Raw genomic sequence first — 23,499 nt, 5'->3', positions numbered from 1 at the left:
TGCTTTATTACCTTCGGCCATCACGACTTGAAGACGCTGCCTTTGCGCTCAACAGGAAAGACACCTATGGACGCCTCTTCCCCTACCTCCAAACTGACAACACCACTTGGCTGGCGGCCCGACCGATGTGACCGCGTAGCATTGGTGTTGCAGGGGGGCGGCGCGCTGGGCGCCTATCAAGGCGGGGTCTATGAAGCATTGCATGAGGCGGGGTTGGAGCCAGACTGGGTATCAGGCGTATCAATCGGAGCAATTAACGCTGCAATCATCGCGGGCAATCCTCCCAACAAACGTCTTGAGAAACTACGCACCTTCTGGGAACGTATTACGGAACGCAAAGTATGGGCATACACGCCTGATGGCGATATTTTTCGGCAGGTGCGCAACGCCAATAGCGCGCTGTTGACATACATGCTCGGCCAGCCGGGCTTCTTCAAACCGCAGTTTCCAGGCCCTTACTTCAGTCCGGCAGGCGCGCAAGGGGCAACCAGCTTCTACGATACAGAGCCTTTGCAGGAGACATTGGAGGAGCTCGTCGACTTTTCGTTGCTCAACGACCAGAAAACGCGCTTTGCTGTTGGCGCAGTGAACGTGCTGAACGGCAATTTCACGTATTTTGATAATGCGCAGGAAGAAATACTGGTCGAGCACATCATGGCCTCAGGTGCCCTGCCACCATCATTGCCCATGCAAAAAATCGGCACGGATTACTATTGGGATGGCGGCCTCGTCTCCAACACGCCGCTGCAACATCTGCTTGAACAATCTGATCATCTGAATTCATTAGTGTTTCAGGTCGATCTCTTCAGCGCGCGGGGTCCTTTGCCACGCGATATCAATGATGTGCTCGGACGGCAGAAGGATATTATGTATTCCTCCCGCACCCGATACACAACGGATGTCTACCGTCAGCTGCATGATTGGAAATCGAAACTCGTTGCCCTGCTCGGAAAAGTACCGGATGAGTTATTGAGCGATGATGATCGCTACCTGCGTCATCAATTGAGCGCCATGCCGGAAATCACCATCCTGCATTTGATCTACCAACAAAAAGCGTATGAAGGCCATGCGAAGGACTACGAGTTCTCTGGCACCTCAATGCGCGAGCATTGGAGCAGTGGCTACGAGGATACAAAACGTACCCTCAAACAGCGGGACTGGCTGGAGATGCCCCCTCAAGGCGCCGGGATTGTAGTGCATGACGTCCATCAGAAAAACAGCTTGTAAAAGGGTGGGAGACCATCTGAATTTTCGAAAAATAAATTTATATTTCCAAGCGTCATACCTTTGAAAAAAATAATTATACAATATAAATTTATATTTTAACTATTATTAACCTAAATATAAATAAATTAAAACAAGCAACAATCATTGAATTTTTTTGATTCTTATTTTTGACAAAATTGTTTATTTGGGCTATTGATAAAGTAGCGTGCCTTTACGAAATGGATCATAAATTCTTGCGAGATTATTGGCAGAATTCATAGCAAGGAAGTTGTCGATGTCTGTGGCGTCATTACACTCTACCACTGCTCCGAATTTCAATGCTTTCCAACCCCATACCCCTCCTGAAAACAAACTTGGTATATCAGAGCTTATTAGCAACGTTAAATCAGGTCGCTTTGCTAATGGTTCCGCACAAGAAATAGTAATTGCAGTCGCAAGTACTCCGCATCTTACCAGCGATCAAGCGGAGGGGTGGTTTACTGCGAAATCGATCAATTGGCTCATTGATGCAATGAGTAACATACGTAACGGCGATACCTTTTCAGCAAAAGTCTGTCTTCTTTTAGCGCGTTTCTTTGATAGTTTTTCATCAGAATCGACCATAAACATCGCTGATCATTTGGGCGTAGATGCTTTGACGGCCAGCCAATTCCTCAACCGAGCAGACAGCATGTTGAGTGTAGATGGAACCTATCCGTATTCATATAGCCTGCTGGAGGACTACACTACACCCAGCGTTCCTTCTCTTGACATAAACGACAATACTACTTTTGCTGAAATGTGCGACCATTATGAAAATCTTCAGGAATATATAATTAATGTCAATGAAAAGCTCGATGAGCTTTTAATGCCGGCAATGGACATCGTTAAAATTCAGGCGAAAGAAGCCTTTCAGGAACGCATATCAAGTTTTTTTGATGCAAAAGATATTTTTGACCCTAGTAGTTCTTCGCAACTAGAGCATCAACAACTTGTTGAAAAACTTAAATATTACGAATCAGAATGCGTTCTTTTTAAGAGCTTCTTTGATCATTTACAGGAAGGCCTGACTTAATAAACCATAACGTGCAGACCTCAGATGCCAAATCCTTGGCAATACATTGCAAAGTAATCAGTTAACCGCATCATCAACAGACCCGCTCGGGAAAATTCCCGAGCGCAGATCATAATGATTGTTACCGGCTAACGGGTGAACGCAACCGAGGGGACGTAGATGCTTCCGCAGCCGGGACTTCCGGTGCAACCGGTACGCGTGATGTTACGCGGTGTTGTTCAGAAGGAGGTGGAGGCACGTGGCTACCGCCTTCAAGCACCCCCGGAGGCAGCTTGCGAGCACAGCCGGAAAGTACGGCAACAGCAGCAACGGCGATAACAACGGCCAGACCAGTTCTCGACATAATAACTCCCTTGCTGACAAGACCACGCGCATAGAATGAAATGCGGCTTTGGCAAGCTGTGTGATTTTATTGCATCAAACCAAAAAATGGGCACCGTTTTTTGGATAAATTTGATGCACAAACTAATAGATAGAGCGTCGCGGCTGCGTCAGGTTAATCGAGCGGCGCTCTAGCGAGCACCCCGACAAATCACTTTTGCACTGCAACTTACACCATTTCTTCAATGATGCGAGCGCCCGATGGTTTGCCACCCCGCAACCTTCAGACGATTATAGAATAATTCATACAGTACTTTAAAAGAAAAATCTGCATAAACAAATAGATAAAGGAAAATTACAAACCGTTTACCCTCATTTAAAAGGCTTAATATCCATCACAAGACGCAGCATAAAGACGAGACCGCCACGAAGAAATGCCTCAGAATGCTTGCCCCGGGGCGCTTGCGGGTTTAACAGAATTATTCCAGCTTTACGGAACCGGCAAAAGCTCTGCAGCAGGAAGTGTCGCTATGGCGCGTATCGCCCTCATCGATAACTATGATTCCTTTACCTGGAATCTGGTGCACCTCATTGGCGCAACCGGAGCGGATGTTACGGTTTACCGCAATGATGCCATTACTATTGATGCCCTACGCGCCCTGCAGCCGGACGCGATCGTGCTATCGCCTGGTCCTTGCACGCCAAATGAAGCGGGCATTTGCCTTGATGTCATCGCCGAACTTGGGAGCGAAATTCCGCAGTTCGGCGTATGTCTTGGTATGCAGGCGATGGGCCAGACCTTTGGGGGCACTGTTGTGCGCGCGCCACGCCCTATGCATGGCAAAATTTCTGATGTGACGCATACGGGGAAAGGCCTGTTTCGTGGTATCAACGGCACCTTTGCGGCCACACGTTATCACTCACTGATCATCGATCGCACCAGTGTGCCAGAGAGTCTTTCTATTACAGCAGAGGCAGATGGGTTAATCATGGCGCTGTCGCACAAAACCCTGCCCGTGCATGGCGTGCAGTTTCATCCTGAGAGCATTCTCTCGGAGCATGGCACAACGATTATTCGCAATTTTCTCGACCTTGCAGCGAATTGGAACACCTCTCGCCGCACACCGCAATCCGCCTGAATCTCCACCTGCAGGAACTGCTCATATGGATGCTTTCAAGCCTTTCATCGCCAAGGTCGCAACGGGCGCATCGCTCAGCCGGGAGGAGGCACGCGCGGCTTTCGACATGCTGCTTTCGGGCGAGGTAACGCCAGCGCAGGGTGGTGGTTTTCTGATGGCGCTGCGCGTACGCGGCGAAAGCATCGATGAAATTACCGGCGCCGTTGAAGCCCTACGTTCACGCATGCTGCGGGTTAAAGCGCCGGCTGACGCTATCGATATCGTTGGCACTGGCGGGGACAATTCCGGCAGCTACAATGTTTCGACATTGGCCTCAATCATCACTGCAGCGGCAGGCGCACCGGTCGCGAAGCACGGCAATCGCGCGGCATCATCCAAATCAGGCGCGGCTGATGTACTTGCAGCGCTTGGCGTATCGCTGAGCAATGACCCGGCAAACATCGCACAGGCCATCAAAGAGACTGGCGTTGGCTTCATGTTTGCGCCCAATCATCATGCATCGATGCGCCATGTTGCCCCGGTGCGGGTTGAGCTGGGTACGCGCACGCTGTTCAACATCATTGGCCCACTGTCCAACCCCGCCGGGGCCAGGCGGCAGGTGCTGGGCGTGTATTCCTCATCACTGCTTGAACCGCTGGCGGAAGTGCTGAATGCGCTTGGCTCTGAACGCGTGTGGCTCGTGCATGGACTTGATGGGCTTGATGAACTTTCCACGGCCGCGCCTTCTGATGTGGTCGCACTCGAAAATGGCAAGCTGCGTCGTTTCACCATTACGGCTGAAGAGGCCGGCCTGAAATCCGCACGCACTGAAGATTTGCGTGGCGGCGATCCCGCACACAATGCCCGCGCATTGCAGGATGTGCTTGCAGGGGAGAAGACACCTTATCGCGACATCGCTGTTCTCAACGCGGCCGCAGCGCTGGTTGTTGCGGACAAGGCAGCGAACGTCAACGAAGGCGCCCGCATGGCTGAAGCTGCGATTGATTCGGGCAAGGCGCGTGCGACGCTGGAGAAGCTCATCAGTGTCTCTAATAGCGGAAGCGCCGCATGAGTGACATTCTCGCAAAGATCGAAGTCTACAAGCGCGCCGAGATCATAGCTGCAAAAGCGGCTGTGCCGCAGGCCGAGATTGAACAACGCGCTGCTGATGCGCCTGCACCACGCGGATTTGCGGCAGCTATCGCGCGCCACCTGGGCGAAAACCGCCCCGCACTCATTGCAGAAATTAAAAAGGCGAGCCCTTCAAAAGGCCTCATCCGCGGGGATTTCGACCCGCCAGCACTTGCGCGCGCATACGCAGAAGGTGGTGCGACGTGCCTTTCTGTACTGACTGATGGCCCTTCCTTTCAAGGGGATCCAGCCTATCTGATTGCTGCACGCGAGGCATCGGGATTGCCCGTCTTGCGCAAGGATTTTCTGTACGATCCCTATCAGGTTTTCGAAGCACGCGCATGGGGTGCCGATTGCATCCTGATTATTCTGGCCAGTGTTGATGATGCAACCGCACGCTTGCTTGCCGATACAGCGCAAGCCCTGGGTATGGATTCGCTGGTTGAGGTGCATGATGGGCAGGAGCTGGAGCGCGCGCTTGCACTGGGCCTCAAGCTTGTCGGCATCAACAACCGCAACCTGCGCACCTTTGAAACCTCGTTGGCCGTCAGCGAAGAACTTGCGCCGCGCATCCCGGATGATCGCATAATCGTTGGCGAAAGCGGCATCTTCACCCATGACGATGTCATGCGTCTGCAGGCTTCACGTATCAACACGTTTTTGGTGGGCGAAAGCCTCATGCGGCAGACCGATGTAGCAGCAGCGACCCGGAAATTGCTGTTTGGAGATACTGCCGCATAGAGATAATGCACACAAAAGCGTGATCGAAATTCATCAGCAGCAAAGAAAATCGCTCCAGAAGCAACATGACACGTCAGGCATGTCTGCGTGTTCATTGACAATAATTTGTAAACTTCTATGTTCCGCAGCAAGGATGCGGGGTGTTCCCCATCCAGGGACGGGCAAAAGTGCCCCGCGCCATCATTCGGAACATGCGGTTCCGTTTCCAGGCGCATCTTTAACGGAATGCGATGTCGTTTTCTGATCTCGGTTTGAGCGAAAAGGTGTTGGAAGCGGTTACCGCTGCCGGTTACACCTCCCCCACCCCTATCCAGGCGCAAGCCATTCCCCACGCGCTGGCGCGGCGGGACGTGTTGGGCATTGCCCAGACAGGCACCGGCAAGACCGCAGCGTTCACGCTGCCCATGCTGAATCTGCTGGAAACGGGCCGCGCCCGCGCGCGCATGCCACGCACGCTCATTCTTGAGCCAACGCGTGAGCTTGCTGCGCAGGTAGAGGAAAGTTTTGTCAAACTTGGCGCCAGCCACAAGCTGTCCGTTGCGCTGCTGATTGGTGGCGTTTCCTTTGCTGAGCAGGATGCCAAGATCACCCGTGGTGCTGACGTACTTATCGCGACGCCAGGCCGTCTGCTCGACCATTTCGAGCGTGGCAAGCTGCTGCTGACAGGCATTGAAGTTCTGGTCATCGATGAAGCTGACCGCATGCTCGACATGGGTTTCATTCCCGATATCGAACGCATCTGCAAAATGGTGCCATTCACCCGCCAGACACTGTTTTTCTCGGCCACGATGCCGCCTGAAATTCAGCGTTTGACAGAGACCTTTCTCCATAATCCGGTGAAGATTGAGGTGGCGCGTCCATCATCAACCGCCAGCACGATTACGCAACGTCTCGTGGCGTCGAGCACGGAATCATACGAGAAGCGCGAAATATTGCGCGGCCTCATCCGCAGCGCCCAGGATTTGCAGAACGCGATCATCTTCTGCAATCGCAAACGGGATGTGGCGATTCTTCATCGCTCACTGGAAAAGCACGGCTTCAGCGTTGTTGCACTTCATGGTGACATGGACCAGACATCGCGCATGCAGGCGCTGGACAAGTTCCGTAATGGCGGCGCTTCGCTGCTGGTAGCAAGTGACGTGGCCGCACGTGGTCTCGACATTCCGGAAGTGAGCCACGTTTATAATTTCGACGTGCCCTTCCACGCTGAAGATTACGTGCACCGCATTGGTCGCACAGGCCGCGCAGGCCGTTCAGGTTATGCCGCTTCGATCGTTACAAGCCAGGATGCCAAGACACTTGCCGCTATTGAAGCCCTCACCGGCAAGCCGATTGAATGGGCAGGCAAGACGCTTGACGAGCTAAAAGCAGAGCGTCCAGACCTTGATCAACCTGCTGCACGCCGTGAACGCGGACGTGGGCCGTCACGCCATCAAGGCGGTGAAACACGTGAGCGTCGTGGCGCCCATCATGTGCGCCATACACCACACGGTGAAGTTGCGCCGATGCAACCGATAACACGTGAAGCGCCCCGCCCCGTACACACGCCGCAATATGCGCCGCATCCTCATGCAACTGAGCAGCCGCGCATGCATCATCACCATCCCCGCCAGCAGCGGGAAGCGTTTCAACCGGTGCGGGTGGGTGAACGGCATGTGCCATCACGCTATCGCCGTGATGACGATGACCTGCCGGTCGTCGGCTTTGGCGATCACATCCCTGCATTCCTGCTGCAAAAGGTGAAGCTCAGCGCGCTTACCTCGGACAATGATTTCGTTGCCGATGAAAACGAGCTGGAAATCATTGAGGACATCGACGACGAGGACATCGAGCACATTGAAGTGCAAGGTGCCAGCGCGCGCGATGTTCAACCACAGGACGCCGAAAAGCGTGCAACGGAAACGCGAGATCCAGAATCACGGGACAGCAATGAAACCCGCAAGTCTGGTCGCCGCAGGCGATCTCGTAATAAAAGCCGCACGATCGAGATCAGAACGGCTGATCAGCTACAGCCTGAACAAACTTTGCCTGAGCAGCATGAAGTAACCGCAGAACAGCCAGCCACGGTACAGGTTGCAGCGGTAGAAACACCTGTTGCCGTTTCTATGGAAGTTGCGGAACCAAAGGCCAAAAAGCCTGCACGCCGCACGACCAAGAAAGCATCGGTTGAGGCAGAGACAGCTCCAGCTGTTGAAGCCGCTCCGGATGCGGAAAAGCCAGTCCGTGCACGGCGCAAGGCACCTGCCAAGAAGGCAGCGGCAGAAACCACAACTGCTGATGCTGAAGTGGCCGCGCCCGCTAAAAAGCCTACTCGCGCTCGCAAAACAGCTGTTGCTGGAACCGAGGGCGAAGAAAAGCCAGTTAAAAAGGCAAGCCCACGGAAGAAGGCCGTTACCGCTGATGCAGTAACAGACGATTCTGCAGTCAAAAAGCCTGCGGCCCGTAAACCACGCAAGAAGGCAACAGCTGATGTTGCAGCCGTGGATTCGCCGTCGGCAGATGCCCTGCACACTGAAGCCTGATCGGTTGATGGTTACAGTGGAGACCTGGCAGAGTTTGAGCGATGCAGTTTGATCATCCCTTAATTGAGGGGCGGCTACTGCGTCGCTATAAACGCTTTCTGGCCGATGTTGAGATTGGCAACGAGGTGACAACTGTTCACTGCGCCAATCCAGGGGCAATGCTGGGCCTCACAGCGCCCGGCAACCGCGTTTGGTTATCCCGATCAAATAACACAAAACGTAAGTTGCCATTATCGTGGGAGATGGTGGAGGCAGATTTTGATGGTGTCACGCATTGCGTTGGCATCAATACCTCACACCCCAACACACTCGCTGCTGACGCCATTCGTGCTGGTCAGATTCCCGAACTATCAGGCTACAGCACACTAAAGCGTGAGGTGCGCTATGGTGATGCACGTTATGGAACGGCCAGCCGCGTTGACATCCTGCTCGAAGCAGATGGCCGCCGGCCCTGCTATGTCGAGGTCAAGAACGTCCACCTCATGCGGCAAGAGGGCCTAGCAGAATTTCCCGATTGTGTTACGGCACGCGGCGCGCGCCATCTAGAAGAGCTCGGCGATATGGTTGAAGCGGGCAATCGCGCGGTAATGCTGTTCGTCATCCAAATGCCGGCACGCCGATTTTGCCTGGCTGCCGATCTCGATCCTGCCTATGCAAAAGCCTTTGCGCGCGCTCGTGTGCGTGGCGTTGAATGCCTGGCCATGGCTTGTCATGTCGCGCCAGAAACGCCCGCTCATGTAGTCATCAGCCACCCCGTACCAATTGATGGCTGAAATGGTAAAGGGTGCCCCTAATCCGTAGTGGTTTTTTTATAAACCACATTAAGCCGTGTACGGGCAATTTCCCGATAATGATTTGCCTGCAAAAGAGCATGCAGATCAGCCTGCCAGCGGCTTTCACTGTTTTCGAGAATCAGCACTTTTGGTAACAGCGATATTGGTGCGGATGCCAGAAATGGCTCCAGAATGAGATCTTCCGCCCCCTGCACATCCAGCTTGATCGCATCGACATGGTCGAAACGCTCATCACGGATGATATCCAGCATCGTCTTGGCCGGCACCCGCAAGGTTGGCGCGTTGGCGGAACCGACAATCTTGATGCTAGCCTGGCCAATATTGGTCGGATCGAGGAAAAGCGTTACCTCTCCCGCGCGATCAGCAAGCGCACAAGCAATCGCCTTGATGCTACCGAAGCGGTTGATACCGATGTTCCAGACCAGCCGTTCGAAAATTTCCGGCTGCGGCTCAATCGCCAGAATCCTTGCCCGCTTACCAGCGTGTGCCGCAGCGTGCAATGCGTAAAAGCCAGCATTGGCCCCTACATCAAGAAATACAAAATCATCGGTGATGAAGCTGCGCAGAATAGCAAGCTCTTCAGCATCGAAGAACTGCGGCGTAAACAGCACCTTTTTTTCCGAGATATTATTATACGGCTTGATACGCATTTTGGCGCCCAACGCCTCGATATCGACGGGAGCGTTGTTCAGGTTTCTCAGCACGAGATTACGCAGAAAAAACGCACACCGACGCCCTGCCCAGGTATCGGGCAGTGCGCCTGTCAAGGAAAGGGCCGTACGTACGAAGCGCGAAGGCGCGTAAGCGCCGAAGGGTGCCGCTTCGAAGGGCATGGCTTGTGCAATCACGTCTGTCACCATCAGAGGATCATTACACTGCGCGCGATTTATATGCCAGTCCCACACGCATTATCAGCACGCATTGGTGCCTTGCATCACCAGATTGAGATTTCAGAAATGATGCATCGATTTTGAATGAATTTCATGAACATATAAAAATAGAGCAACTCCAGTGCATCTGATTTATCAAAAAATGCTCTAATAACTTGCAAGCTGCGTCATGTAGCTTAAATTAGCAAGATTGTCACACAAGACGTTGGATTTAGCTTGTCATGAACGAGTTCGAGGCTCCTACCACTACCCGCCGGTCAAACGACATCATAATTTACGGACCGGACGCTTTCGCAGGCATGCGCAAAGCAGGACAGGCAGCGGCTGAGTGCCTTGATTTGCTAACTGATTTCATCAAACCCGGTGTGACGACTGCCGAAATTGATGCACTCGTTTTTCATTATGGCGAGGCACGCGGCTACCTTCCTGCATGTTTGATGTATCGTGGCTTCCGCCATTCCTCCTGCACATCAATCAACCATGTCGTATGCCACGGCATACCGAATGATAAGCCGCTGAAGGAAGGTGATATCGTCAATGTCGATGTCACTTTCATTGTTGATGGCTGGCACGGCGATTCAAACCGCATGTACTTTGTTGGCGAAGTCTCGCGCAAAGCAGAACGCCTTGTGCAAGTGACCTATGAATCGCTGATGCGCGCAATCGCAGTCGTTAAGCCAGGCGCGACACTGGGTGATATTGGCGCAGCGATTCAGGAATTCGCCGAGGCTCAGCGCTGCTCAGTGGTGCGGGATTTCTGTGGCCACGGCGTAGGTCGCTCCTTCCATGAGGCACCAAGCGTGCTGCATTACGGGAATCGCGGTGAAGGTACAAAACTGCAAGCAGGCATGATTTTTACCATTGAACCAATGATTAATCTTGGCCGCCCCCATGTAAAGGTTTTGTCGGATGGCTGGACGGCAGTTACCCGCGATCGATCGCTCACGGCACAGTTTGAACACGCCCTTGGCGTTACGGAAACAGGCTGCGAGGTGTTCACCCTTTCACCGGGCAGACTGGATCATCCACCATTTTCCACAGGGCTCTAATGCCGATTAACGCATAGCTCGCACTGTCGGCACACGACATCTACATGCAATTTCTGCATTCAATGTGATAGAAGTTTAGGAACAGATCAACCCTGAACTGACCGCAGCACTCATGACCGACCGGGACACTCCGGCTGATATACCGCATTTCCATGGCCACCGCGATCGCTTACGTCAGCGTTTTCGCGAGGCCGGTAGCGATGCGCTTGCCGATTACGAATTGCTTGAGCTGATTCTGTTTCGCTCAATTCCGCGACGCGATGTCAAACCAATCGCGAAGGATCTACTACGCCGTTTCGGCAGCTTTGCCGAAGTGCTTGCCGCACCTGAGCGGCGGTTGCTGGAAACGGATGGCATTGGTACAAGCATCGTCACCGACATCAAACTGATTGAAGCCGCCGCTGCTCGCCTGACGCGCGGCGCCATTGCTGGACGTTCAGTGCTTGATTCGTGGACGGCCGTGCTGGATTACTGCCGCACAACCATGGCCTTTGCGGAAAAAGAAAATTTCCGCGTGCTGTTTCTGGATAAGCGCAACCATCTGATTGCCGATGAAGTGCAACAGAGCGGCACGGTTGATCACACACCGGTTTATCCGCGAGAGGTGATCAAGCGCGCACTGGAGCTATCATCCAGTGCGATTATCCTGGTCCACAACCACCCATCCGGTGATCCAGCCCCCTCTTCCGCCGACATCCGCATGACACGTGAAATCATGGACATTGCCAGCCCACTAGGCATAGAAGTGCATGACCACGTCATCGTAGGCCGCAAAGGCCACGCCAGCCTGCGCGGGCTTGGTGTGATGTAAAAACGCCATCACAGCCATTTGCAGGCCACCATGATGCGACGATCAGTGCCTCTTAGCCAAAGATGCTGATGAGGGTGCGCACGATGAGCACCGTGTTGATTGCAATCCCGACAAGCACAACCAAGGCAATCGCAGCGTAGAAAGCGGCGTTAGAGGTCTGGTCAGGGCGCAGGATGCTAAACGTTTTGCGACGCTTGGGGCGTAGTACAGAATCAAAAAATGGAGCGCTTGAGCGGGCAGGCGGCGTCATGGTCTTGGTGGATGTCAGCATGGGGGCAAGTTCTCCTCACCGCCATCCTTGCCCATTCTGTCGCAGCAGAAGGTTAACAGCGCCGGGCTTTCGCTTTGCAGGGTGAACAACCCGTTACGAAGGCCCGCACTTAAGCCTTAAAAGATGCATTCCTCAAAAGCGGGCTCCACCGATTGCTGCCATGGCCCATGCCAGAGCGCCAGCAGATCATCAGCCTGATTACGGCCGCGCTCCACGATGAGATCCAGCGGGTCGAGATAGCCGCTCTCGTCCTCGCCTGCAGCGTTCTGGAATGCACGCGCCTTAAGGCCAGCGCGCGCCAGAGCAAGCACCTCGCGTGCCAATTCGCGTACATTACGCCCCCGGATTTTAGCTGCAAGCCCTTCACTCGGCACTGCATCGCGCAAAGCCTGGCGCTCCGCCTCGGTCCAGTCGCGCACCAGATCCCATGCGCCATCGAGGGCCGTTTGATCGTAAAGCAAGCCAACCCATAAAGCAGACTGGGCAAGCAGCATTGGCACGGGACCAACATCAGCACCGCGCATTTCCAGAAACTGCTTGAGCCGGACTTCGGGAAACACCGTCGAGAGGTGGTTGATCCAATCCGAAAGGCTCGCGCGCTCACCTTCAAGCCCCGGCATTTTACCAGCCATCAGATCGCGGAAAGATAGCCCAGCAACGTCATGATAGGTATCACCACGCTTGACGAAATATGTCGGCACATCAAGCACCCAATCGGCATAGCGCTCAAAACCCATACCATCTTCGAAAGCAAAGGCCAGCATGCCAGTGCGATCGCCGTCAGTATCACGCCAGATATTTGAGCGCGCTGACAAAAACCCGTTGGGACGCCCCTCAGTAAACGGCGAATTAGCGAAAAGCGCGGTCGCAACAGGTTGGAGCGCGAGGCTAACGCGCAGCTTCTGCACCATGTCCGCCTCGCTGGAGAAATCCAGATTCACCTGCACCGTCGAGGTGCGGAACATCATGTCGAGGCCGAGCGAACCGACCTTGGGCATATAATTGGCCATGATGCGATAGCGGCCCTTCGGCATCACGGGGGTCTGCGCGCGCGTCCAGAGAGGGCTCATGCCAAGTGTCAGAAATGATATACCCAATGGATCGGCGACAGCTTTCACATCTGCCAGATGCCGCAGCAGTTCATCGCGTGTATCATGCAGGGTACGCACTGGCGCGCCCGATAACTCGAATTGCCCACCTGGCTCCAATGATATGGCGCCGCCGCCGGCAGAGCCATTTTTAGGCTCTATGAGACCGATCGGCAGGCCATCTTCAATAATCGGTTGCCAGCCATTGCGCGCGGCCAAACCGTCGAGCAGGGCATGAATGCCATTGTCGCCCGCGTATGGAACTGGTGTATGACCATTGCGGTAGAAGGGAATTTTCTCGTGCTCCGTCCCCAGCCGCCAAGCCTCTTTCGGCCGGCACCCTTGCACGAGATAGTCCACGAGTTCGTGATGCGTCTCGATCGGGGTGGGATCGGAAGTATCGTGGACCATGCGGCAACATCCTGTCTAACGCGGCAGCATTGATGTGCTACCAGGACAAAGGGGTGATCTTGCATAATCGGAACCACTGCAACGCGCAATAAGCAACCCATGCGTGGCATGCAGGCCAAGATCGCACCTGAGAAATGCGCAGACACTAAATTGCAATGATTATGGAAATGGCAATTATCGTAAACTTTTTACGTGCATAAAAAAACACGCACACTTTGCCGCCCAATTTGGCATTATCATCTCGTCGCTGGATTGTTGCACGTCACACTTGTCGTATCATGACAGGCTAGCGTACAAATAGGTGGACTTCACCTTGAGGAATTTGCGTTTTTCTCAATGATTAAACTAAACGCATCATACGGGAATGTATAGAAATAATAATGACTTGCATGCCTATCAGCACCCTAGTCGAAGGCGCAAGCTGCTCTTGAGAACACCATGCCTCGCGCATCTGTTACATTGACTGATCACGATCTCGCCCCCATCCGGGCTCTGGTGGAGGAAGCGGGTCACATTGCTCTTTCCTTCTTCAAAGATGGTGCGCGCACGCATGCTGCTGTTCACTTCAAAGGCGACCATTCACCCGTGACAGAAGCGGATATCGCCGTTGATAAATTCCTGCGCGACAGGCTGACGTCCCTCATTCCAGAGGCTGGATGGCTCTCTGAAGAATCTGTGGACGACCTCTCTCGTCTTAACCAATCGCTGACATGGATCGTCGACCCCATTGACGGCACGCGCGCCTTTTCTGAGGGTGGTCGCGACTGGGCCATCAGCGTGGCACTGGTATATGAGGGGGCACCGATTGCGGGTATCATCTGGGCGCCCGCGTTGGCGATGCACTATGAGGCCACGCTTGGCACCGCCGCACGGCGCAACGGTCAACCTATTACAGTTTCACATCAATCATCCCTTGAAGGCGCACGCGTTGCCGGCCCCAACGGAATGCTGAAAGCGCTCAGACATCAAGGCCACGCAATCATCCCCATGCCCCGCGAACCCTCTTTGGCGCTTCGGATAGTGCGGGTTGCTGATGCAACGCTCGATGCCGGACTGGCAACGGGCAATGCTCACGATTGGGATATTGCCGCTGCAGATCTCATTGTGCGGGAAGCGGGCGGCAACCTCAGCACCGTTAGCGGGACGCCTCTGCGCTATAATACGCGCACCCCTGTCCACGGCTGCCTGATCAGCGCTAACAATGTGTTAGCGCCTCAGTTGCAAACTGTGCTCACCGAACATGAGGCAGCGCCGTAACCATCGCTTACAAACCTCATCCCACAGCCTGCATTGTCTGCAACAGTGGATGAAGCTGGCATGGTCACGAAAATGCTGCAAACAAGCGGCAACGACTTACGCAATAAAAAATTCTGGATCTCTGATTGCAAGGCGAGATAGACACCATGACCGACAACTCTAAACAGCTGCTTCACCTTGTCTTCGGCGGCGAGCTGACCGATCTTGATGGCAGCGAGTTTCGCGATCTGAGCAAGCTCGACATCGTCGGGATTTATCCCAACTACGCTACCGCACAAACAGCGTGGAAAGCAAAGTCGCAAGCGAATGTCGATAACGCCCACATGCGTTACTTCGTTGTGCATCTGCACCGCCTGCTTGATCCTGAAGCAACGGCATAATCGCCCTCTGACTGCTCCCATAAAGGCCCGCAAACAATGGCGCTGCTAAAACGGATTGCCCGCTCCCGCGCGGTGCAGGCAACACTTGGTGCTATGCTCGCCGGATATCTGCGTCTGGTGCGGGCTACCAGCAGCGTCGTCACCAACCCACCTGATCTCTATGAAAAAGCGGGCATGGTGATGCCCGTGATTGTGGCGATGTGGCATGGGCAACATTTTATGGTGCCCTTCGCCCGCCGCCCGCAAGACCCCGCAGCCGCACTCGTATCACGTCATGGTGATGGTGAATTCAATGCTCTCGCCCTGCAGCGCCTCGGTATCCGTGCAATCCGTGGCTCAGGCGCGCGTGATCGCGCCCGCATGCATGAAAAAGGCGGTGTAGCTGCGCTGCGCGATCTCCTTAAAGCCCTTAAAAGCGGGGAGATGGTCGTCCTTACTGCTGATATTCCAAAAGTTTCGCGTCAATGCGGCCCTGGTATCGTGCTTCTTGCGCGTCTTTCTGGCAGGCCCATTGTGCCTGTAGCGGTTGTCTCAAGCCGCAGAATCGACTTTCACAGTTGGGATCATGCCTCCATCGGACTGCCTTTTGGGCGGATCGCGATGGTCACGGGTGAGCCGATATTCGTGCCTTCAGACACGGATGAAGCTGGACTTGAAACAATTCGCATAGCTGTTCAACAATCACTGGACGCCGTGCACGCTCAGGCGTATGCCATGATCGGCGCCACTGATCCCGGCGCACCTCAACTCAGCCAGCTCGAACCATGACCAAGCGCCAGATTTTCATATTGATAAAAGTAATCACGTATGGCTGAAGAGATTACATGGCCCCTGCAGCTTTATCGGCTTGCCACCACAGCACTCTCTCCTTTTCTGGGCGGGCTGTTGGCTTGGCGTGCACGCAAGGGCAAGGAAGACCGTAAGCGCAGCGCTGAAAGGCGCGGCATTCCAAGCCGTGAGCGTCCATACGGCCCGCTGGCCTGGCTGCATGGCGCCAGTGTCGGCGAAACAATCTCGCTTCTACCCATCGTAGAACGCCTCACACGCCAGGGCTTCACTGTTCTGGTAACATCAGGCACGGTTACTTCCGCACGGCTACTGGCTGCGCGCCTTCCGGCAAACTCTTTGCATCAGTTCATGCCGCTGGATGTGCCTCATTTCATGCGTCGGTTTCTTGATCATTGGCGGCCGGATCTTGTGCTTATCGTGGAATCGGAAATCTGGCCCAATGCGTTGATTGAGATTAAAGAGCGCGGTGTGCCAGTATTGCTTCTCAATGCACGCATGTCGGAACGTTCATTTCAGCGCTGGCGTCGCCTGCCTGCAACTGCGAGCTCCACTTTACAGCACTTCGATCTTTGCCTTGCACAATCAGCCGCCGATGGCGAGAGATTGGAACGGTTGGGCGCGCCACGGGTTATCGTAGCCGGCAATATCAAGTATGACGTGCCCGCCCCTCCGGCCAATCCGGCAACGGTAGCAACGTTATCGGCGCTCATTGGAGAGCGGCCCGTGTGGGTGGCTGCAAGTACGCATCCCGGGGAGGATGAGCTTGTTTTACGGGCCCACCAGCTACTGGCACGTGAACGCCCCAATATGCTGACTATTATCATACCGCGGCATCCTGAGCGTGGACCGGATATTGCGGCTTTGGCTGCCCGTCAGGGACTTACTGTTGGCCTGCGCTCACAGGGCGCACTTCCTGATCGACATAACTCGGTGCATATCGCTGATACGATTGGCGAACTCGGCCTGTTCTATCGATTGAGCCCGGTTGCCTTCATTGGTGGCTCGCTGGTGCCGCATGGCGGGCAAAATCCGATTGAGCCGGCAAAATTAGGCACCGTCGTCATTCATGGCCCACACATACGCAATTTTGCGGCTGTTTATGAAGCGCTCGACAGGGTAGATGCTTCAGGTATGTCAGGTGCATGCCCGGTTGAGGATGTCGGCACACTTGCAGGCGCAGTGCACGCTTTATTGGCGCATCCCGCCCACGCCCGCGCTATGGCCCGGCTTGCGGCACAAACGGTCACTGAATTAGGCGGAGCAGTAGAAGCAACGATGCAGGCAATTGATCCTTATATTCTGCATATGCATCTCAATACACGATAGAGTATTGTTCAGTATACGGTTGCAACGGCCCATTCACCAATCAAGCAATCTTCATGTAGTGCCCAGCCAGGCAGTTGCACTTGGAGAGATCAATAATTGAGAACGGCCGCAAATATAAAAACAAAGATATCCATACCTTGGAAATGGAACCGCTCTACTATATCAGCGATTATTGATTAACAATCGTCATTCGCTGCACGCCTTCCTGTCTGGAAAGAAAACTGCGATGCATTCTCCTGATTTCTGGTGGTCCACTGAGCCCTCTTTAGCGGCCCGCTTATTGCAACCGCTGGGAAAGGTCTATGGCAACATCACTGTCAGGCGAATGGCAAAAATAGGTGCCACATCGGCAGAGCCTGTCATTTGCATTGGCAATTTCATCGCTGGAGGAGCTGGCAAAACACCAACCGCCATCGCCGTCGCTGAGCACCTACGCACGCTTGGCCGCTCACCAGCATTTCTGACGCGGGGATATGGGGGCAGGATGGCCGGTCCGGTGCTGCTGGCACAGGATGAACAAACGGAAGTCGACTACACGCATCTCGATGTGGGCGACGAACCTCTCCTCTTATCGCGTCATGCGCCAGTTATGGTCGCACGCAATCGACTAGACGGCCTTCACGAATTGCTCAGTGATGATGGGCCAAATCCAGATGTCATCATCATGGATGATGGACTTCAAAATCCATCTATCCGCAAGACACTCACTTTTGCAGTGGTCGATGGAAAAAATGGTAACGGCAATGGCCTGTGTATTCCAGCTGGACCACTACGAGCACCTTTTGCGAGCCAGCTACCATATGTCGATGCACTCATTATTATTGGTGGAGGAGTACCAGGCGAACAGGTCGCTCAAACCGCAAAAGCATTAGGAAAACGTATTTTTACGGCACGCATAGAGCCTGATACTCATGCCGCACGCGCTATCCGGGGGAGGCGTGTTCTAGCATTTGCAGGAATTGGTAAGCCAGAAAAGTTTTTCACCATGCTGGAAAGAATAGGCGCTGAAGTCGTCTCTCGCAAAGCATTCCCGGATCATGCGCCTTTTTCCTCCGGCCAGATTGCTGCCCTTGAACACGAAGCGCAGCAACATGATCTGCTACCGGTAACAACCGAAAAAGACGCTGTGCGCCTCCTCACCATCTCAGCCGCGCCACAACTGCGGGCATCCCTGGCTATAGTGCCTGTGCAACTGGTATTTGATGACGAAGATGGCATTCGTGATTATCTCAAGAAAGCCATTGAGGGTCATTCAGCTGGGTGAGGCATTCGAAGCAGGAACGATCCCAAGCTGTACAAGACGCTGACGAACGAGCTGCGGGGAAGCATAAGCCTCTTGCAGATCGACATTCCAATAGCGCAGGGCATCAAGCGTGATGGGCGCTCCGCTAACAGCACAGCGCACAAAAGTACCAGGTCGCACAACGCGGAAATCGCCATCAAGGTACTGGATGGTCGCTTCTCCGCCGCCTGAAAAGCGTTGATCGTGTCGGTTCATGATGCTGTCTTCCAAATCGATTTCAAAGTTGCGCCATTATAGCGTTTTCAGCAAAAGTGGATACCGCTTTTTCGATACCAGAACGCGGCCAATCAATAAAGTTGAGCATCTTGAGCGATTCAATGAATCGTAAAAATGCTTTACACGTCAATTATATTGCATGCTGTCAATAATATGGGCGGTTGCGATTACGATCCCACGTCGAACAAATTGGGCTGCGTAAGAGCAGGTGTTGCCTCAGATGGGGCCTTGCGCTTCTTGGCTGGCCGCGGCCCGCTTGCAGGCGCGGCATCGCCATCCGCAATTGCACGCACGGCGCCATCCGCAAATACAACATCAATCGCCATGCCTTCTGATACGCCCGCGCGGGTGCGGATTGGCTGGCCAGCCTCATCAAGTATAATGGCGTAACCACGTGCGAGAACGCCTTTGTGGCTCAACCCTTCCACAAGCTTCCACAGATTATCCAGACGCGCACGATCTGTTGAAGCCCTTGCTTCAAAAGCGTTTACTAGCCTTATGCCCGCAGTTTTCACCCGCTCACTGCGATCATTAATCCGCAATCGTATTGGCTGCACCGTCAACCGCGAGGCAGCACGCGCCAGAATAGCCTCACGGCGCTCAAGCCCATGCGCGTAACCACGCGTTAATCCCCGTGCAGCAATTGTCCAGCGCGCTCTTGCACGCTCAAGCAGCACCAGCGGTGAAAGCCTTGCCAACTTCTGGCTAGCCATCGAGAGGCGTGCTTCATTACGGCGAACACCCGCCCCTAAGCCATGCAGCAACCGACTTCCAGCCAGGTCCAGGCGTTGACGCGGCGTAGCCAATAGGCTCTCGGCAGAAGGCAAGGCACGCGCCAACCCTTTAAGATCGCTTACCCGCCTATCATGCAGTCGATGCATCGCACCGCGATGGCGACGGGCAAGATCGGCAGTCGTCGCCAGTAGATCCAGCTGCACCGGCACAACCTTTTCAGCCGCCGCAGTTGGTGTGGGCGCGCGCATGTCTGCGGCAAGATCGATCAGCGTCCAATCGGTTTCATGGCCGATGGCGGCAACCACTGGAATAGCACTCTCGGCAACGGCACGCACAACGATTTCCTCGTTGAACGACCATAGATCTTCCAACGATCCACCACCACGCGCCACGATCAACACATCGGGACGAGGCACATCGCCATTGATTGGCAATGCATTGAAGCCACGTACAGCCGCCGCAACCTCAGCCGCACTTGTCTCACCCTGCACCCGCACGGGCCACACCAGCACGCGGCGCGGAAAACGATCTGCAAGACGATGCAGAATATCGCGAATAACCGCACCTGTCGGCGAGGTAACAACGCCAATCACTTCCGGCAGAAACGGCAGCGGACGCTTCTTCGTTTCATCGAACAGCCCCTCGGCAGCGAGCTTCTTGCGCCGCTCTTCGAGAATCGCCATCAACGCACCAACACCAGCTGGCTCAATGCTCTCAACCACGATCTGATACTTGGAGGAACCGGGGAAAGTGGTGATACGCCCGATAGCGATTACTTCCATGCCCTCTTCGGGGCGGATCTTGAGCTTTTGGAAAACGCCCTTCCAGATCACGGCATCAATGCGCGCACCTTCATCCTTGATGCCGAAATAGGCATGCCCCGATGAATGTGGCCCGCGATAACCGGTGATTTCACCGCGCAAACGAACGTGGCCAAACGCATCCTCAAGCGTGCGCTTCAAGGCCCCAGCAAGTGTGGTGACGCTCCATTCCGGCGTGTTGGTAGCCGGAGATTGCGTTGATGCGATATCGGTTGAAACAGGTTTGCGACTCATGGTGCGCACCTTAATTGAATAGGCACGCGACGTCATCCGATATAGCGTCGCGTAGCATGTCATGTTAAATGCCTGCTGCATTGATGCGAGGAGATCGGAATGAATATTCTGCTGCTGGGTTCTGGCGGGCGTGAGCATGCGCTGGCGTGGTCTATCGCTAAAAGCCGGCATACGAAAAAGCTGTTCATTGCGCCCGGCAATCCCGGCACTGCTGAGATCGGCAGCAATATCAGCCTTGATGTTACCGACCATCCGGCCGTCATCGCCTTCTGCCACGAGAACGCAATCGACCTTGTCGTTGTCGGGCCTGAGGCGCCGCTGGTGGCGGGCATTGTTGATGACTTGTCGGAAGCGGGCATCCCAGCCTTTGGGCCACGCAAGGCCCCGGCGCAACTTGAGGGCTCCAAGAGCTTTACCAAGGCGTTGTGCGATGAATTCAATATCCCCACAGCCGCCTATGCCCGCTTCACTGAAGCTGAACCCGCATTGCATTATATACGCGCGCGCGGTGCACCAATTGTTGTCAAAGCCGATGGCTTGGCTGCCGGTAAGGGCGTCGTGGTGGCGGAAACCATTGCAGAAGCTGAAAACGCCATTCGAATGATCTTCTCTGGCCAGTTTGGCGCAGCGGGCGCTGCTGTTGTGATCGAGGACTTTCTCACCGGCGAGGAAGCAAGCTTCTTTGCACTTAGCGACGGCGAAACCGCAATTGCGCTCGCCTCAGCGCAAGATCACAAACGCGTCTTCGATGGCGACACGGGCCCTAACACCGGCGGCATGGGCGCCTATTCACCCGCGCCCGTTGTCACGCCTGAGATCGCAGATCGCGTTATGCGTGAGATCATCAATCCGACGGTGGCAGGCCTCAAGGCACGCGGCACGCCTTATCAGGGGGTATTGTATGCAGGCCTGATGATCGGCAAAGATGGCCCAAAGCTCATCGAATATAATGCACGTTTCGGCGACCCTGAATGCCAGGTGCTGATGCCGCGCCTAGAAAGCGATGTCGTTGAATTGCTGATGGCAACTGTCGAGGGACGATTGGCAACGCAACAGCCCGTGTGGCGCGACGATGCAGCGCTGACAGTCGTCATGGCCGCACGAGGCTATCCGGGAAATGTCGAAAAGGGCAGCCGCATCCGCAATATTGATGCAGCGAATGCCATCGAGGGCGTAACCGTGTTCCACGCTGGCACGCGCGAAGTAGATGGTGAGATTGTGGCCAATGGCGGACGTGTGCTGACAGTTACCGCGATTGCGCCCACCATTCGGAAAGCCCGCGCACACGCTTATGAGGCAGTGAATAAAATCGATTGGCCAGAAGGCTTTTCACGCACAGATATCGGCTGGCGAGCAATTGCGCGTGAAAATGGCTAAGGCCACTTGGTAACGCAATTTTACGATCGGACGTGACATGGCGCTTCGCGTCCTTTAAACCGCTGATTATCAGTTTCAATATAAATGGAATGTATTGCCTACCATGTCCGGGTCAGAGAACCAAAAATCACACAAGCTCCTCGCCCGCCAGCCACGTGGCTTTGCAGACCGAGGCCCCGTCGATATTGCCGCGACCGAGCGCATGCTCGCCCGTATCCGCGAGGTCTATGAGCTTTATGGCTTTGATGCGGTGGAAACGCCCTTCGTGGAATACACCGATGCACTGGGCAAGTTCCTGCCGGATCAGGACCGTCCTAACGAAGGCGTGTTTTCGTTTCAGGATGACGATGAGCAGTGGCTATCGCTGCGCTATGATCTGACCGCACCCCTCGCCCGCCATGTGGCTGAGAATTATGATACCCTGCCAAAGCCTTACCGCAGCTATCGTATGGGCTGGGTTTTCCGCAATGAAAAGCCGGGACCAGGGCGTTTCCGCCAATTTATGCAGTTCGATGCCGACACCGTTGGCGCGGCTTCCGTATCAGCCGATGCGGAAATCTGCATGATGGCCGCAGATACGCTGGAGCGGGTGGGCATCGCACGCGGTGATTATGCGGTGAAAATCAATAACCGCAAGGTGCTGGATGGCGTGCTGGAGGCCATCGGCCTGGGCGAGGATACGCATGCTGCCAAGCGCCTGATCGTGCTGCGCGCCATAGACAAGCTCGACCGTCTCGGTGCGGAGGGCGTGACCCTGTTGCTGGGCGAAGGTCGCAAGGACGATAGCGGCGATTACACCAAGGGTGCAGGTCTTGATCCGCATCAGATCGCGCGCGTGCTCGCATTCACCTCAGCCCGTGGCGACAACGCTGAAGCGACGCTGACCAACCTTGAGAAGGTCGTTGAAGGCTCAGCCCGCGGCTTGGAGGGTGTTGCTGAATTGCGCGAAATCGCAGCGCTCGTCACCGCTGCTGGCTATGACGATGGGCGTGTGATGATCGATCCCGCCGTTGTGCGCGGCCTCGAATATTACACTGGCCCGGTCTATGAAGCCGAGCTGACATTCACCGTCGCTGACGAGCACGGCCATCCGGTGCGCTTCGGCTCTGTGGCAGGCGGCGGGCGTTACGATGGTCTCGTCGCGCGGTTCCGTGGCGAGCCTGTGCCCGCAACTGGTTTCTCCATCGGTGTTTCGCGGTTGCTGGCAGCGTTGAAGGTGATCAACAGCCCTATCATGCAAAGCGCGGACGCGGCTGGACCGGTCGTTGTGCTGGTGATGGATCGGGACCAGATTGCCCATTATCAGGCGCTTGTCACCAGGCTGCGCCAAGCTGGCATCCGGGCTGAGCTTTATCTGGGGTCATCTGGCATGAAGGCGCAGATGAAATACGCCGATCGCCGCCAAAGCCCATGCGTTGTCATTCAGGGCTCAAATGAGCGCGCTGAAGGCACCGTGCAGATCAAGGATCTGGTAGCAGGCGCAGCGCAAGCCGCCGATGCTACACAGAACCTCGACAATGCAGCCTACAAGGCGCAACGTCTGGCTCAGTTCTCGGTTGCGGAATCTGAACTGGTTGAAGCGGTACGCGGCGTTCTCGACAAGCAAAAAGCCTGAATATTAAACGAGGCGGTT

21 protein-coding genes and 1 pseudogene are annotated in these 23,499 nt (G+C 54.7%); 16 read left to right on the top strand and 6 right to left on the bottom strand.

Annotation, left to right across the window (positions count from 1 at the left end):
* The first annotated feature begins 66 nt into the window (after positions 1-66).
* Both VRZ32_RS10700 and VRZ32_RS10695 read left to right on the top strand, forming a co-directional pair.
* Positions 67-1,227, top strand: coding sequence for a patatin-like phospholipase family protein (locus VRZ32_RS10700; RefSeq protein ID WP_414525717.1), 1,161 nt, complete (start codon positions 67-69; stop codon positions 1,225-1,227).
* A 274-nt stretch (positions 1,228-1,501) separates the two neighbouring features.
* The gene (locus tag VRZ32_RS10695; protein WP_414525716.1) at positions 1,502-2,281 is read left to right on the top strand and encodes a hypothetical protein; all 780 of its coding nucleotides are present in this window, start codon (positions 1,502-1,504) and stop codon (positions 2,279-2,281) included.
* Positions 2,282-2,402: 121 nt separating this feature from the next.
* On the opposite strand, the gene VRZ32_RS10690 is transcribed toward VRZ32_RS10695, so the two are convergent.
* The gene (locus tag VRZ32_RS10690; protein ID WP_414525715.1) at positions 2,403-2,624 is read right to left on the bottom strand and encodes a hypothetical protein; all 222 of its coding nucleotides are present in this window, start codon (positions 2,622-2,624) and stop codon (positions 2,403-2,405) included.
* A 508-nt stretch (positions 2,625-3,132) separates the two neighbouring features.
* Between VRZ32_RS10690 and VRZ32_RS10685 the strand changes: the two genes are divergently transcribed.
* From VRZ32_RS10685 to sfsA, 5 genes and pseudogenes are all read left to right on the top strand, one after another.
* Positions 3,133-3,741, top strand: coding sequence for an anthranilate synthase component II (locus tag VRZ32_RS10685; RefSeq protein ID WP_414525714.1), 609 nt, complete (start codon positions 3,133-3,135; stop codon positions 3,739-3,741).
* A gap of 25 nt (positions 3,742-3,766) precedes the next feature.
* Positions 3,767-4,792: an anthranilate phosphoribosyltransferase gene (gene trpD / locus VRZ32_RS10680; RefSeq protein WP_414525713.1), complete on the top strand. Its 1,026-nt coding sequence runs from the start codon at positions 3,767-3,769 to the stop codon at positions 4,790-4,792.
* Positions 4,789-5,592 (top strand): indole-3-glycerol phosphate synthase TrpC, encoded by an 804-nt coding sequence (gene trpC, locus VRZ32_RS10675; RefSeq protein ID WP_414525712.1) that lies wholly within the window; start codon positions 4,789-4,791, stop codon positions 5,590-5,592. The genes trpD and trpC overlap by 4 nt, the downstream gene beginning before the upstream one ends.
* Before the next feature lie 230 nt (positions 5,593-5,822).
* A pseudogene (locus tag VRZ32_RS10670) lies at positions 5,823-7,328 on the top strand (DEAD/DEAH box helicase); the annotation flags it as partial.
* Positions 7,329-8,155: 827 nt separating this feature from the next.
* Entirely contained in the window at positions 8,156-8,887 is a 732-nt protein-coding gene (gene sfsA, locus VRZ32_RS10665) for a DNA/RNA nuclease SfsA (protein WP_414525711.1), read from the top strand.
* A gap of 17 nt (positions 8,888-8,904) precedes the next feature.
* Here sfsA and VRZ32_RS10660 read toward each other — a convergent pair whose 3' ends face one another.
* Positions 8,905-9,768, bottom strand: a complete 864-nt coding sequence (locus tag VRZ32_RS10660; protein ID WP_414525710.1) for an FkbM family methyltransferase — start codon at positions 9,766-9,768, stop codon at positions 8,905-8,907.
* A 251-nt stretch (positions 9,769-10,019) separates the two neighbouring features.
* On the opposite strand from VRZ32_RS10660, the gene map reads away from it, so the two are divergent.
* Positions 10,020-10,847: a type I methionyl aminopeptidase gene (map, locus tag VRZ32_RS10655; RefSeq protein ID WP_414525709.1), complete on the top strand. Its 828-nt coding sequence runs from the start codon at positions 10,020-10,022 to the stop codon at positions 10,845-10,847.
* Between the two features lie 112 nt (positions 10,848-10,959).
* The gene (gene radC, locus VRZ32_RS10650; protein ID WP_414525708.1) at positions 10,960-11,658 is read left to right on the top strand and encodes a RadC family protein; all 699 of its coding nucleotides are present in this window, start codon (positions 10,960-10,962) and stop codon (positions 11,656-11,658) included.
* A 52-nt stretch (positions 11,659-11,710) separates the two neighbouring features.
* On the opposite strand, the gene VRZ32_RS10645 is transcribed toward radC, so the two are convergent.
* Together VRZ32_RS10645 and VRZ32_RS10640 are read right to left on the bottom strand one after the other, a co-directional pair.
* Complete coding sequence (locus tag VRZ32_RS10645) at positions 11,711-11,929, bottom strand: hypothetical protein (protein ID WP_414525707.1); 219 nt, start codon at positions 11,927-11,929, stop codon at positions 11,711-11,713.
* Positions 11,930-12,045: 116 nt separating this feature from the next.
* Positions 12,046-13,428, bottom strand: a complete 1,383-nt coding sequence (locus VRZ32_RS10640; protein ID WP_414525706.1) for a glutamate--cysteine ligase — start codon at positions 13,426-13,428, stop codon at positions 12,046-12,048.
* Positions 13,429-13,866: 438 nt separating this feature from the next.
* Here VRZ32_RS10640 and VRZ32_RS10635 point away from each other — a divergent pair, with 438 nt between their 5' ends.
* The 5 genes from VRZ32_RS10635 (at position 13,867) to lpxK (ending at position 18,444) form a co-directional block, all read left to right on the top strand.
* Complete coding sequence (locus VRZ32_RS10635) at positions 13,867-14,685, top strand: 3'(2'),5'-bisphosphate nucleotidase CysQ (RefSeq protein ID WP_414525705.1); 819 nt, start codon at positions 13,867-13,869, stop codon at positions 14,683-14,685.
* Positions 14,686-14,831: 146 nt separating this feature from the next.
* Positions 14,832-15,065, top strand: a complete 234-nt coding sequence (locus VRZ32_RS10630; protein WP_414525704.1) for a DUF4170 domain-containing protein — start codon at positions 14,832-14,834, stop codon at positions 15,063-15,065.
* 36 nt (positions 15,066-15,101) lie between these two features.
* On the top strand, positions 15,102-15,833 hold the full coding sequence (locus VRZ32_RS10625) for a lysophospholipid acyltransferase family protein (protein ID WP_414525703.1): 732 nt from the start codon (positions 15,102-15,104) through the stop codon (positions 15,831-15,833).
* Between the two features lie 39 nt (positions 15,834-15,872).
* Positions 15,873-17,180, top strand: a complete 1,308-nt coding sequence (locus tag VRZ32_RS10620) for a 3-deoxy-D-manno-octulosonic acid transferase (RefSeq protein WP_414525702.1) — start codon at positions 15,873-15,875, stop codon at positions 17,178-17,180.
* Between the two features lie 226 nt (positions 17,181-17,406).
* On the top strand, positions 17,407-18,444 hold the full coding sequence (gene lpxK / locus VRZ32_RS10615) for a tetraacyldisaccharide 4'-kinase (RefSeq protein ID WP_414525701.1): 1,038 nt from the start codon (positions 17,407-17,409) through the stop codon (positions 18,442-18,444).
* Here lpxK and VRZ32_RS10610 read toward each other — a convergent pair.
* Both VRZ32_RS10610 and xseA read right to left on the bottom strand, forming a co-directional pair.
* Positions 18,433-18,678, bottom strand: a complete 246-nt coding sequence (locus VRZ32_RS10610; RefSeq protein ID WP_414525700.1) for a DUF2093 domain-containing protein — start codon at positions 18,676-18,678, stop codon at positions 18,433-18,435. The genes lpxK and VRZ32_RS10610 overlap by 12 nt on opposite strands.
* 188 nt (positions 18,679-18,866) lie before the next feature.
* Entirely contained in the window at positions 18,867-20,489 is a 1,623-nt protein-coding gene (gene xseA / locus VRZ32_RS10605) for an exodeoxyribonuclease VII large subunit (RefSeq protein WP_414525699.1), read from the bottom strand.
* 99 nt (positions 20,490-20,588) lie between these two features.
* Here xseA and purD point away from each other — a divergent pair, with 99 nt between their 5' ends.
* Together purD and hisS are read left to right on the top strand one after the other, a co-directional pair.
* On the top strand, positions 20,589-21,866 hold the full coding sequence (purD, locus tag VRZ32_RS10600) for a phosphoribosylamine--glycine ligase (RefSeq protein WP_414525698.1): 1,278 nt from the start codon (positions 20,589-20,591) through the stop codon (positions 21,864-21,866).
* Between the two features lie 103 nt (positions 21,867-21,969).
* Positions 21,970-23,481: a histidine--tRNA ligase gene (gene hisS, locus VRZ32_RS10595; RefSeq protein ID WP_414525697.1), complete on the top strand. Its 1,512-nt coding sequence runs from the start codon at positions 21,970-21,972 to the stop codon at positions 23,479-23,481.
* Positions 23,482-23,499: the final 18 nt, after the last annotated feature.

It is taken from the genome of Pseudochelatococcus sp. G4_1912 (assembly GCF_047501465.1).
In the GTDB taxonomy this organism is placed as follows: domain Bacteria; phylum Pseudomonadota; class Alphaproteobacteria; order Rhizobiales; family Beijerinckiaceae; genus Pseudochelatococcus.
This window is presented reverse-complemented; position numbering and strand designations above follow the sequence as displayed.

What these genes read in the sequence shown, in the direction of transcription:
- VRZ32_RS10635 (WP_414525705.1), top strand. Translation starts at nt 13,867, where the DNA reads ATGCCTCGCGCATCTGTTACATTGACTGATCACGATCTCGCCCCCATC.
- VRZ32_RS10620 (WP_414525702.1), top strand. Translation starts at nt 15,873, where the DNA reads ATGGCTGAAGAGATTACATGGCCCCTGCAGCTTTATCGGCTTGCCACC.
- VRZ32_RS10685 (WP_414525714.1), top strand. Translation starts at nt 3,133, where the DNA reads ATGGCGCGTATCGCCCTCATCGATAACTATGATTCCTTTACCTGGAAT.
- trpC (WP_414525712.1), top strand. Translation starts at nt 4,789, where the DNA reads ATGAGTGACATTCTCGCAAAGATCGAAGTCTACAAGCGCGCCGAGATC.
- trpD (WP_414525713.1), top strand. Translation starts at nt 3,767, where the DNA reads ATGGATGCTTTCAAGCCTTTCATCGCCAAGGTCGCAACGGGCGCATCG.
- VRZ32_RS10695 (WP_414525716.1), top strand. Translation starts at nt 1,502, where the DNA reads ATGTCTGTGGCGTCATTACACTCTACCACTGCTCCGAATTTCAATGCT.
- sfsA (WP_414525711.1), top strand. Translation starts at nt 8,156, where the DNA reads ATGCAGTTTGATCATCCCTTAATTGAGGGGCGGCTACTGCGTCGCTAT.
- VRZ32_RS10630 (WP_414525704.1), top strand. Translation starts at nt 14,832, where the DNA reads ATGACCGACAACTCTAAACAGCTGCTTCACCTTGTCTTCGGCGGCGAG.
- map (WP_414525709.1), top strand. Translation starts at nt 10,020, where the DNA reads ATGAACGAGTTCGAGGCTCCTACCACTACCCGCCGGTCAAACGACATC.
- VRZ32_RS10690 (WP_414525715.1), bottom strand. Translation starts at nt 2,624, where the DNA reads ATGTCGAGAACTGGTCTGGCCGTTGTTATCGCCGTTGCTGCTGTTGCC.
- xseA (WP_414525699.1), bottom strand. Translation starts at nt 20,489, where the DNA reads ATGAGTCGCAAACCTGTTTCAACCGATATCGCATCAACGCAATCTCCG.
- purD (WP_414525698.1), top strand. Translation starts at nt 20,589, where the DNA reads ATGAATATTCTGCTGCTGGGTTCTGGCGGGCGTGAGCATGCGCTGGCG.
- lpxK (WP_414525701.1), top strand. Translation starts at nt 17,407, where the DNA reads ATGCATTCTCCTGATTTCTGGTGGTCCACTGAGCCCTCTTTAGCGGCC.
- radC (WP_414525708.1), top strand. Translation starts at nt 10,960, where the DNA reads ATGACCGACCGGGACACTCCGGCTGATATACCGCATTTCCATGGCCAC.
- VRZ32_RS10660 (WP_414525710.1), bottom strand. Translation starts at nt 9,768, where the DNA reads ATGGTGACAGACGTGATTGCACAAGCCATGCCCTTCGAAGCGGCACCC.
- VRZ32_RS10625 (WP_414525703.1), top strand. Translation starts at nt 15,102, where the DNA reads ATGGCGCTGCTAAAACGGATTGCCCGCTCCCGCGCGGTGCAGGCAACA.
- VRZ32_RS10700 (WP_414525717.1), top strand. Translation starts at nt 67, where the DNA reads ATGGACGCCTCTTCCCCTACCTCCAAACTGACAACACCACTTGGCTGG.
- VRZ32_RS10645 (WP_414525707.1), bottom strand. Translation starts at nt 11,929, where the DNA reads ATGCTGACATCCACCAAGACCATGACGCCGCCTGCCCGCTCAAGCGCT.
- hisS (WP_414525697.1), top strand. Translation starts at nt 21,970, where the DNA reads ATGTCCGGGTCAGAGAACCAAAAATCACACAAGCTCCTCGCCCGCCAG.
- VRZ32_RS10640 (WP_414525706.1), bottom strand. Translation starts at nt 13,428, where the DNA reads ATGGTCCACGATACTTCCGATCCCACCCCGATCGAGACGCATCACGAA.
- VRZ32_RS10610 (WP_414525700.1), bottom strand. Translation starts at nt 18,678, where the DNA reads ATGAACCGACACGATCAACGCTTTTCAGGCGGCGGAGAAGCGACCATC.